Source organism: Cupriavidus sp. 01L415, assembly GCF_056400065.1.
On the sequence record NZ_JBFTSP010000013.1, the window covers coordinates 152,199 to 162,037 of the forward strand.

At 64.7% G+C, this 9,839-nt stretch carries 10 protein-coding genes; 3 read left to right on the top strand and 7 right to left on the bottom strand.

The window, feature by feature from the left end; all coding sequences use genetic code 11:
* Positions 1-20: 20 nt before the first annotated feature.
* The 3 genes from trpE to rpe all read right to left on the bottom strand — a co-directional run bounded on the left by trpE (position 21) and on the right by rpe (position 3,448).
* Positions 21-1,550 carry an anthranilate synthase component I gene (trpE, locus tag AC1DOX_RS19360; RefSeq protein ID WP_441619620.1) on the bottom strand — a complete coding sequence of 510 codons (1,530 nt, stop codon included), beginning with the start codon at positions 1,548-1,550 and terminating at the stop codon, positions 21-23.
* Between the two features lie 438 nt (positions 1,551-1,988).
* The gene (gene gph / locus AC1DOX_RS19365; RefSeq protein ID WP_441619622.1) at positions 1,989-2,729 is read right to left on the bottom strand and encodes a phosphoglycolate phosphatase; all 741 of its coding nucleotides are present in this window, start codon (positions 2,727-2,729) and stop codon (positions 1,989-1,991) included.
* A 17-nt stretch (positions 2,730-2,746) separates the two neighbouring features.
* On the bottom strand, positions 2,747-3,448 hold the full coding sequence (rpe, locus tag AC1DOX_RS19370; protein ID WP_092141011.1) for a ribulose-phosphate 3-epimerase: 702 nt from the start codon (positions 3,446-3,448) through the stop codon (positions 2,747-2,749).
* A 268-nt stretch (positions 3,449-3,716) separates the two neighbouring features.
* Here rpe and apaG point away from each other — a divergent pair, with 268 nt between their 5' ends.
* Positions 3,717-4,091 carry a Co2+/Mg2+ efflux protein ApaG gene (apaG, locus tag AC1DOX_RS19375; protein WP_092141258.1) on the top strand — a complete coding sequence of 125 codons (375 nt, stop codon included), beginning with the start codon at positions 3,717-3,719 and terminating at the stop codon, positions 4,089-4,091.
* Between the two features lie 23 nt (positions 4,092-4,114).
* Here the strand turns inward: apaG and AC1DOX_RS19380 are convergent, their stop codons facing one another.
* Positions 4,115-4,312, bottom strand: coding sequence for a hypothetical protein (locus AC1DOX_RS19380; RefSeq protein WP_441619625.1), 198 nt, complete (start codon positions 4,310-4,312; stop codon positions 4,115-4,117).
* A 141-nt stretch (positions 4,313-4,453) separates the two neighbouring features.
* Here AC1DOX_RS19380 and mltA point away from each other — a divergent pair, with 141 nt between their 5' ends.
* Positions 4,454-5,605 carry a murein transglycosylase A gene (gene mltA, locus AC1DOX_RS19385; RefSeq protein ID WP_441619627.1) on the top strand — a complete coding sequence of 384 codons (1,152 nt, stop codon included), beginning with the start codon at positions 4,454-4,456 and terminating at the stop codon, positions 5,603-5,605.
* 49 nt (positions 5,606-5,654) lie between these two features.
* Here mltA and paaK read toward each other — a convergent pair whose 3' ends face one another.
* Genes paaK through paaG form a run of 3 tightly spaced genes read right to left on the bottom strand, consistent with a single transcriptional unit; the run spans position 5,655 to position 8,353 of the window.
* A complete protein-coding gene (gene paaK, locus AC1DOX_RS19390; protein WP_441619629.1) occupies positions 5,655-6,959 on the bottom strand; it encodes a phenylacetate--CoA ligase PaaK in 1,305 nt (434 codons plus the stop codon).
* Between the two features lie 60 nt (positions 6,960-7,019).
* Positions 7,020-7,463 (bottom strand): hydroxyphenylacetyl-CoA thioesterase PaaI, encoded by a 444-nt coding sequence (paaI, locus tag AC1DOX_RS19395; protein ID WP_092141003.1) that lies wholly within the window; start codon positions 7,461-7,463, stop codon positions 7,020-7,022.
* A gap of 47 nt (positions 7,464-7,510) precedes the next feature.
* Positions 7,511-8,353 carry a 2-(1,2-epoxy-1,2-dihydrophenyl)acetyl-CoA isomerase PaaG gene (paaG, locus tag AC1DOX_RS19400; RefSeq protein WP_441619631.1) on the bottom strand — a complete coding sequence of 281 codons (843 nt, stop codon included), beginning with the start codon at positions 8,351-8,353 and terminating at the stop codon, positions 7,511-7,513.
* A 242-nt stretch (positions 8,354-8,595) separates the two neighbouring features.
* Between paaG and AC1DOX_RS19405 the strand changes: the two genes are divergently transcribed.
* Positions 8,596-9,372 (top strand): enoyl-CoA hydratase, encoded by a 777-nt coding sequence (locus AC1DOX_RS19405; protein WP_441619633.1) that lies wholly within the window; start codon positions 8,596-8,598, stop codon positions 9,370-9,372.
* Positions 9,373-9,839 lie beyond the last annotated feature (467 nt).

Here is a 9,839-nt window from a genome sequence, read left to right on the forward strand (position 1 = left end):
CGTTTCTCCATTTCCTGGGGTCAGAGGTCGGCGTCCAAGCCGTCCTGGACTTGCTCGGCGGCGCGGATCACGGCACGCGCCTTGGCCTCGGTTTCCTTCCATTCGGATTCGGGGTCGGAGTCCGCGACGATGCCGGCTGCCGCCTGCACATAGAGATTGCCGTCCTTGATGATGCCGGTGCGGATGGCGATCGCCAGATCCATCTCGCCGCCAAACGACAGGTAGCCCACCGCACCACCGTAGATGCCGCGCTTGCGCGGCTCCAGCTCGTCGATGATTTCCATCGCGCGGACCTTGGGCGCGCCGGACAGGGTGCCGGCCGGGAAGGTGGCGCGCAGCACGTCCAGGTTGCTCATGCCTTCGCGCAGCGTGCCTTCGACGGAGCTGACGATATGCTGCACGTGGGAGTACTTCTCGATGACCATCTTGTCGGTGACCTTGACCGAGCCGGTCTCGGCGATGCGGCCGATGTCGTTGCGCGCCAGGTCGATCAGCATCACGTGCTCCGCGATCTCCTTGGGATCATGGAGCAGTTCCGTGGCCAGCTGGGCGTCGCGTTCTGGCGTGCTGCCACGCGGGCGCGTACCGGCCAGCGGGCGGATGGTCACGATATGGGCGTTCTGCGTGTCGCCGTTGGTTTCGCCGCCCTTGCCGACCTTGCGGGTTTCCTGCCGCACAAGGATCTCGGGGGAAGCGCCCACCACCTGGAAATCGCCGAAGTTGTAGAAGTACATATACGGCGACGGGTTCAGCGATCGCAGCGCGCGGTACAGCGACAGCGGGGAGTCGCGGTAGGGCTTCATCAGGCGCTGGCCGATCTGCACCTGCATCATGTCGCCAGCCATGATGTATTCCTTGGCCTTGTGCACCGCAGCCAGGTAGTCCGGCTTGTTGAATTCGCGATAGACCTCGGTCTGCACGGACGGGCTGGTCACCGGCACATCCACCGGCTGGCGCAGCTTCATGCGCAGGTCGCGCAGGCGCTGGCGGGCGCGGGGGTAGGCCTCGGGCGTGGTCGGGTCGGCGTAGACGATCAGGTAGAGCTTGCCGGACAGGTTGTCGATGACGGCCAGCTCTTCGCACAGCAGCAGCTGGATATCGGGCAGGCCAAGGTCGTCGGGCTTCTGCGTATCGGCCAGCTTCTTTTCGATGTAGCGCACCGCGTCGTAGCCGAAGTAGCCGGCCAGGCCGCCGCAGAATCGGGGCAGGCCCGGGCGCAATGCCACCTTGAAGCGCTTTTCGAACTCGGCGATGAAATCGAGCGGGTTGCCTTCGTGGGTTTCCACGACCTTGCCGTCGGTGACGACCTCGGTACGCTGGCCGTAGGCGCGGATCAGCGTGCGGGCATGCAGCCCGATGAAGGAGTAGCGGCCAAAGCGCTCGCCACCCACCACCGATTCCAGCAGGAAGGTGTTCACGCCGCGCGTCTGCGACTGGGCTAGCTTGAGATACAGCGACAGCGGCGTTTCCAGGTCGGCCAGCGCCTCGGCGATGATCGGAATGCGGTTGTAGCCCTGGTCGGCCAGCGATTTGAATTCCAGTTCGGTCATGTCGATCCTCTTCTTGCAGCGCCCGCCGGTCGGAAGGTGGGGCGGCGCCGCGATGTCGGCAGGGGAGGGCTGGAGAAGTACGGCAACCCGCCCCGGGGGCGGACCGTGGTGCAAACGACTTGCGCACAAGCGCGCACACGGCCGGGGTGGCGTGCGGCGCGTTCTTGAGCTAACCGTAGCACAGGAAAAACCGGCCACGGCGCTGGCGGAGGGATCTGCTTGGGAAGCCGGTACTCAGACCGGTCCGGCGGAGCTTGAAGGGGGAGGAGGAAATCCTGCAGAAAGACTGAGGAAATCCGGGACACGCCCCGGCAAGCCCGTCAGGAGACTCGCGAACGCACTTTACGCCTGTTCAGAGGCGCGCCAGCGACGCCAGGGCCAGGCCTGCCGATCACTGCCAGAAAAGATGCGTTTGCGGTTGAGGAACATTGAATGTGTTCAGCGTTGATTTGACCGGTGTGCGGCAAGAAGCGCCGCGGCACGGGCAATGTCGGCGACTATACCATCGGCGTCGACGCCTTGTACAGGGTTGCCATGGTTGTAGCCATAGGGCACAAGCAGCACTCCCATGCCCGCTGCGCGTGCCGCCTGGGCATCGTTTTCCGAGTCGCCGATGGCCAGCACGGCGCCCGGGTCCAGGTGGAAGGCATCCGCCACCTTGAGCAGCGGGAACGGATCGGGCTTGCGCAGGGGGAAGGCGTCGCCGCCGTAGACCAGTTCGAAATACTTCGCCAGCCCGGTCTTGGCCAGTAGCGGTTCCGTGAAATTCCACGGCTTGTTCGTCACGCAGGCCATGCGCAGGCCAGCCGCGCGCAGCGCCGCCAGTCCTTCTCGCACATTGGGATAGACCGTGGAGAACTGGCCGTTGATGCGCACGTACTCGCGGTCGTAGAGCGCGTAGGCATCGGCGAACAGGCCGTTGGCGTGCAGTGGCGAGAACCGCGCGTCCAGCACGCGGCGGATCAGGTTCTCCGATCCCTTGCCGACAAAGCTGACGATCTCCTGCGCGGTCATCGGCTCCACCGGCCCCAGGTTCGGATGCCGGTGGACCAGCGCCAGCAGCATGGCGTTGACGGCGGCGTGGAAATCGCCGGCGGTATCGACCATGGTGCCGTCCAGGTCGACGATCACCGCCTGGATGCCGCTCCAGTCCGTGCGGCGCAGGATTTCGAGACTCATCGTATTGACCCGCCCGGTTACTTGCCGACCTTGGCCAGTTCCCCGCGCAGGGCGCCGAGAATGCCGTGGTAGCCGCCATCGGCGTCGGGTTTGCCAAACACGGCGGAGCCGGCCACAAAGGTATCGGCGCCGGCGGCGGCGATTTCGGCGATGTTGTCCACCTTCACGCCACCGTCGACTTCTAGCAGGATCTGGCGGCCGGTGCGGGCCGTGTACTCATCGATGCGCTTGCGCACGGCGCGCAGCTTGTTGAGCGTCTCGGGGATGAACGACTGGCCGCCGAAGCCGGGGTTGACGGACATCAGCAGCACCACGTCCAGGCGATCCATCACGTGGTCCATGTGGTGCAGCGGCGTGGCCGGGTTGAACACCAGGCCGGCCTGGCAGCCGTTGTCGCGGATCAGCGCGAGCGAGCGATCAATATGGTCGCTGGCCTCGGGGTGGAAGGTGATGATATTGGCGCCGGCCTTGGCGAAGTCCGGAATGATGCGGTCGACCGGGCGGACCATCAGGTGCACGTCGATGGGCGCCGTCACGTGCGGGCGGATGGCCTCGCAGACCAGCGGGCCCACCGTCAGGTTGGGCACGTAGTGGTTATCCATCACATCGAAGTGGATCCAGTCGGCGCCGGCTTCGGTCACGCGGCGGACCTCCTCGCCCAGGCGGGCAAAGTCGGCGGACAGGATGGACGGGGCGATGCGGTAGGTCGGCGTGCTCATGGTCGTGGGTCTTGGCGTGGCAGCGGCAGGGCCTGCGGGCCAACCCCGGATTGGCGCCGGGGCTGGCGTCGGGCTGCCCCGGACAGGGGTGGCCGGGGTGCCTGCTGTATGGAATGGCGCGTATTTTACGCCGGACGGGCCGCGAGGCGCCCGCCTTCCTCCGGAGAACGCCGCTTGCCGCTGTCAAGGGCTTGCCGCACAATGCGGACACCTCGGCCGCGGCACCCCGCCGCTGGCCGGTTTGCTGTTCTTCCTGACCCGTCGACCCATGAGCGAGTACGCTTTTTCCGTGGCTGTACGCACCCAGTACCTGCCGGACCAGTCGGACCCCGAGCGCGGGCGCTATGCGTTTGCCTACACCATGACCATCCATAACACCGGCGAAGTAGCCGCACAGCTGATCTCGCGCCATTGGATCATCACGGACAGCGACAACAGTGCGCAGGAAGTGGCCGGACTCGGCGTGGTGGGCCACCAGCCGCTGCTCAAGCCGGGCGAGCACTTCGAATACACAAGCTGGGCGACCATCTCCACCCCGGTGGGGTCGATGAAGGGCGAGTACTTCTGCGTGGCCGAAGACGGTCATCGCTTCGAGGTGCCGATCCCCGAATTCGCACTGGTGCTACCGCGCATGCTGCACTAAGCGATGCAGGGCACTCCGGGAACCTAGCCGTTGGACGGGGTGTCTGCGTCTTTCGACGCGTCGGCGGCTCGGGAGGCATGGTCCTTCGGCGCGCGGGTCGGCCGCGGATGCTTCCGGGCGGTGCTCATCGTCCAGACCACGATGAAGATCAGCAGGAACAGCGCCACCCCGGCTTCTGCCGCGAGCAGCAACGCGGGATGGTCTTCGAAGAACTGGCTCATCTCCGTCTCGATAGGTGAGGGACGCCGGTTGTGCCGGCCGATTGCGAGGGGCGCGCCGCGTTGCGCACGCACCGGACAGGGTTGAGATTGTAGGACATGCGTGGAGTCGTAAACCGGCACGCCATGCGAAGAACGAACAAGATGGCATATCAGGCTTCCTCCGGCGCGGCTGCACGCGCCTCCTTCACGACTGCCGGCGCTCCGTGGCGTGCCTGGCTGGCACTTGCCGGCGCCGCGGTGCTGCTGGCCGGCTGCATGAGCGGCCCGCCACCACGCGTCGAGGGGCCGGGCGGGACGACCGGCGGCACCACGGCGCCGCCCGGCTCCAGCGCCGCAGGCCGCCTGCAGCCGGCGAACTGGGCTGACATCGGCGGCTGGAGTCAGGACGACGTCCGCGCCGCCTGGCCGGCGCTCCAGGCCAGCTGCCAGGCGCTGAAGAAGCGTGCCGAGTGGAATCGCGTGTGCACGATCGGCCTGCTCGTTGATGCCGGTGACCTTGGCGCCATGCGCGAATACTTTGAATCGAATTTCCAGCCGTATCGCGTGGTTAACGGCGATGGCACCGATAGTGGCCTGATTACTGGCTACTACGAGCCGATTCTGCATGGATCGCGCACGCGCCAGGGTCCGTACCAGGTTCCCCTGTACCGTCGCCCGCCCCAGTTGGGCAAGGGGGCGTTGCCGCCGCGCGCCGAATTGCTGCAGAACCCGGCCATGCGCGGCAACGAGGTGGTGTGGGTCGATGACGCGGTGGAGGCCGCTTTCCTGCAGATCCAGGGCTCAGGACGCATTCGGCTGGCGGATGGCTCCGTGATGCGCGTCGGATATGGCGGCACCAATGACCAGCCGTTCCGCTCGTTCGGCAAATGGCTGCTCGATCGCGGTGAGATCACACCTGTTCAGGCCACGATGCAGGGCATCAAGGCCTGGGCGCGCGCCAACCCGGCCCGCGTGGATGAGATGCTCAACGTGAATCCGCGCTTCGTTTTCTTCCGTGAACTGCCGCCGACCAATGAAGGTCCGGTCGGCGCGCTGGGGGTGCCGCTCACGGCGGAGCGTTCCATCGCCGTGGATCCGGCGACGATTCCGCTGGGTGTGCCGGTGTTCCTCTCCACCACGCGCCCACTGTCGACGGAACCGATCCAGCGGCTCATGTTTGCGCAGGACACGGGATCGGCGATCAAGGGCGGCGTGCGGGCGGACTTCTTCTGGGGCGCCGGCGATGCCGCCGGCGAAACAGCCGGTCGCATGAAACAGGGTGGCCGGATGTGGGTGTTGATGCCGCGCAGCTAGGCGGCACGTCGGGAAGGGGTTCCCGTCCCCTCCCTCACACCATTCCTGGCTAGCGCGACCGGTGATCGACGATCCGCCGCGCCTTGCCCACCGAACGCTCCACACCGCCTTCCGGGAGGATCTCGATGCCGGCCGTGACGCCGATATACGCCTTGATGTCGTGCGCCAGCCCGGCCTGCGCCTCGCCGGCGATCGACGGGTCAGCGCCGTGTGCGCACTCGACCCGCACTGTCAAGGTATCGAGCGGACCTTCCTTCTCGAGCACGCACTGATAGTGCGGGGCCAGTTCGGCATGCTTGAGGATCAATTCCTCGATCTGTGACGGGAAGACGTTCACGCCACGCACGATCATCATGTCGTCAGTCCGGCCCGTGATCTTCTCCATGCGACGGAATGCGGCGCGCGCCGTGCCGGGCAGCAGCCGCGTCAGATCGCGCGTCCGATAGCGGACCACGGGCATGGCTTCCTTGGTCAGAGACGTGAAGACCAATTCCCCGAATTCGCCGTCGGGCAGCACCTCGCCGGTATCCGGATCGATGATCTCGGGATAGAAGTGGTCCTCCCAAATCGTCGGGCCGTCCTTGGTTTCGGCGCATTCGTTGGCGACGCCGGGGCCCATCACCTCGGACAGGCCGTAGATATCCACAGCCGAAATACCCATGCGTTTCTCGATCGCGAGTCGCATTTCGGGCGTCCACGGCTCGGCGCCGAAGATGCCGATCTTCAGCGAGGTCGACGCGGGGTCGATCCCCTGACGCTCGAATTCATCGGCGATCGCCAGCATGTAGCTGGGCGTGACCATGATGATCTCGGGCTTGAAGTCCTGGATCAGTTGCACCTGACGCTCGGTCTGGCCGCCGCCAAACGGAATCGCGGTCAGACCGGCCTTCTCCACCCCGTAGTGCGCGCCCAGGCCGCCTGTGAACAGGCCATAGCCATAGCTCACGTGGACTTTGTCGCCGCGCCGGGCGCCCGATGCGCGGATCGACCGGGCCATGACGGTCGCCCAGGTTTCGATGTCGCGCAGCGTGTATCCGACCACGGTGGGTTTGCCGGTGGTGCCCGACGACGCATGGATGCGTGCGATCCGGTCCTGCGGCACCGCGAACATGCCGAACGGATAGTTGTCGCGAAGGTCCTTTTTGGTCGTGAACGGAAAGCGCGCCAGATCGGCCAGTGACTGCAGCTGGTCGGGATGGACGCCAGCTTCGTCAAACTTGCGCCGATAGACCGGCGAATGCTCGTAAGCGTGGCGAAGCGACCATTTCAGTCGGTCCAGTTGCAGGGCCAGGAGCTCCTGCCGACTGGCAGTCTCGATCGGATCCAGGGGCAGATCGGTGAGGCGCGTACTCATGTTGTCTCCACGTTCTCGGAAGGGATGCGCTACGTTGGCGCTGGGTGCTGGGGTCAGGCTTCAGGCGTGGCTGGCCGGTGGCACGACGTGCCCCTTGATTTGCGCCGACTTGCCGCGGAACATCGCCACAGGCTCTCCGGCCCTGTTGGTCACGCGGATGTCGTAGATGCCATGGCGCCCGGACAGGATCTGTTCCGTCGCCTCGGCGGTCAGGACATCGCCGCCATGGACGGGGCGCAGGAACTCGATCGAACATCCGGCGGCCACGGTGTTGATGTTGTGGCTGTTGCAGGCAAAGGCAAAGCTGGAGTCCGCCAGCGTGAACATCAGCCCGCCGTGGCAGATGCCGTGGCCGTTCAGGAATTCCGGGCGGACGGGCATCGAGAGCCGTGCATAGCCGGGCCGCACGGCTTCCACGACGATGCCCAGCCAGCGGCTGCAGGCATCGGTGTCATACATGGCGGCGGCGGCCGCCTCGGCAAGCGCCTGGGGATCTTGGGTCAAGCGGGTCTCCTGGGGTGCGGAGCCGGGATGTCCGGCTCCCGATGCGGCTATTGACCGGTGAAGCGGGGCGCGCGCTTTTCCAGGAAGGCATTCACGCCCTCCATATAGTCATGCGATTGCCCGAGAGCCTTCTGCAGATCGCGTTCGAGGTCCAGTTGTGCGTCAAATGTCTGGGTTGCACTGGCGTGCATCGCCTGCTTGATGGCTGCCAATGCGCGCGTCGGCTGGGCGGCAAGGTGAGTGGCCAGTGCCATCGCTTGCTCCGCCAGAAGCGGGTCGTCCATCGCCTCCCAGATCAGGCCCCACTTGTCGGCCTCGTCGGCCGAGAGCTTGTCGCCGGTCATTGCCAGACCGAGCGCCCGCGCCATGCCCAGCCGCTTGGGTAGCAGCCAGGTCCCCCCCGAGTCCGGTACGAGACCAATTTTCACAAACGCCTGGATGAAACTGGCCGAGCGCGCGGCGAGCACCATGTCGCAAGCGAGAGCCAGATTGGCGCCAGCGCCGGCGGCCGTACCGTTGACGGCGGCAATCACGGGCAACGGCATCGCCTGCAGGCGGCGTACCAGCGGGTTGAAGTACGTGTCGATAAGCTCGCCCAGATCGGTGGCATGTCCAGGCGTGAAATCGAGGTCGGCCAGATCCTGCCCGGCGCAGAAGCCGCGACCTGCGCCTGTCAGCAGCAGCGCACGGGCGCCGCCGGCTTCCACATGGTCCAGCGCCTTGGCCAGCGCTAGGTGCATCTCACGCGTGAAACTGTTGAGCTTGTCGGGGCGGTTAAGTGTGACGACGGCGACATCGCCCTGCCAGCGCAGCAGGATAGGGCCGGAATCGAGGCTCGCCCGCGTAGCGGGTCGTGCGTTGGTTGGGGGCATGGTTGTCTCCTGCGCCATATTGTTGTCCGGCTCTGGTGGGTGGGCTTGACGTCACCGCGAACGCCCGGGGCATTGTAGTCAACCGGATTCGCATTCAAGCTACGTTGGAGTTTAAATTAACCGACCAGTCGGTCGGAAAATAGTAGTGGTACTGTCAGCCGGGCGCAAGAGGCTGCCGCTGTCTTGACCGTGGCGGTGGCCCCGCGCGAGTATCGTGCCGCTGGCAACAATGCAGACCCCTTTTATCGTAAGGAGCAGACATGTCGTACGAGAACATCCTGGTGGAGACGCGCGGCCGCGTGGGCCTGGTGACGTTGAATCGCCCGAAAGCCCTGAACGCGCTCAATGATGCCCTGATGGACGAACTGGGCGCGGCACTCACGGCCTTCGACCAGGACGAAGCTATTGGATGCATTGTCATCACTGGCAGCGAGCGTGCGTTCGCGGCGGGGGCGGATATCGGCATGATGGCCGGTTACTCCTTTATGGATGTCTACAAGGGCGACTACATCACCCGCAACTGGGAAACCATCCGCCGCATTCGCAAGCCAGTCATTGCGGCTGTGGCTGGTTATGCCCTCGGCGGTGGCTCCGAACTGGCCATGATGTGCGATATCGTCATTGCTGCAGACAGTGCCAAGTTTGGCCAACCCGAGGTCAAGCTCGGCACGATGCCGGGTGCCGGTGGCACCCAGCGGCTGCCGCGTGCAGTGTCCAAGGCCAAAGCCATGGACTTGTGCCTGACCGCTCGCATGATGGATGCCAACGAAGCGGAGCGCGCCGGACTGGTCTCTCGCGTCGTACCGGCCGAGAAATTGCTCGATGAGGCGTTCTCCGCGGCCGATGCCATTGCCAGCTATTCATTACCCGTGGTCATGATGATCAAGGAATCGGTCAATGCTGCCTATGAGACGACTCTGAATGAGGGGGTCCGTTTCGAGCGCCGTTTGTTCCATGCGACCTTTGCTACAGAGGACCAGAAGGAAGGGATGGCCGCATTTGTGGAGAAACGGGCACCCAAATTCCGGCACCGCTGAAAACTTGATTAGGGAATACCCGAGGAGAGCGGAGGGGTATTCAAGATGGCAGCGATTTATTTTGAGATCACTTTCCCTTTCCGATCAACGAGTTGACGGGGTTATTCACAAGGCCTGGATATGCTTGCATGACAAGCTTGTTGCAAAGCCTCAGAAACACGCCTACTATTCGTCCCCTCGCAACACAAACCGCCGCTGCAAGGCAGCACTGGCAAGGGTTGCGGGGTCGATGGGGGGGGTGGAGTCGCGAAGGAATGCGGCGCTGACCGAAGCGAAAAAAACTTCGCTGCCCTGTTGACGAAAYGCAGGTTGTTCTTCATAATCTCATTTCTCTGCTGCTGACGCAAACGACGCAGCGACGCAGACGGCAAAGCCGGATGCGCAAGTTCTTTAACAACCAAACAACCGATAAGTGTGGGCGCTTGATGGCGAACGCGCCGGAGGCTTCGGTCTTCGGAATGCTTCAA

Bases quoted from the DNA above. Each gene is read 5' to 3' on its own strand.
- apaG (WP_092141258.1), top strand. From the start codon at position 3,717: ATGAGCGAGTACGCTTTTTCCGTGGCTGTACGCACCCAGTACCTGCCG.
- rpe (WP_092141011.1), bottom strand. From the start codon at position 3,448: ATGAGCACGCCGACCTACCGCATCGCCCCGTCCATCCTGTCCGCCGAC.
- AC1DOX_RS19380 (WP_441619625.1), bottom strand. From the start codon at position 4,312: ATGAGCCAGTTCTTCGAAGACCATCCCGCGTTGCTGCTCGCGGCAGAA.
- AC1DOX_RS19405 (WP_441619633.1), top strand. From the start codon at position 8,596: ATGTCGTACGAGAACATCCTGGTGGAGACGCGCGGCCGCGTGGGCCTG.
- paaG (WP_441619631.1), bottom strand. From the start codon at position 8,353: ATGGCGCAGGAGACAACCATGCCCCCAACCAACGCACGACCCGCTACG.
- paaK (WP_441619629.1), bottom strand. From the start codon at position 6,959: ATGAGTACGCGCCTCACCGATCTGCCCCTGGATCCGATCGAGACTGCC.
- trpE (WP_441619620.1), bottom strand. From the start codon at position 1,550: ATGACCGAACTGGAATTCAAATCGCTGGCCGACCAGGGCTACAACCGC.
- mltA (WP_441619627.1), top strand. From the start codon at position 4,454: ATGGCATATCAGGCTTCCTCCGGCGCGGCTGCACGCGCCTCCTTCACG.
- gph (WP_441619622.1), bottom strand. From the start codon at position 2,729: ATGAGTCTCGAAATCCTGCGCCGCACGGACTGGAGCGGCATCCAGGCG.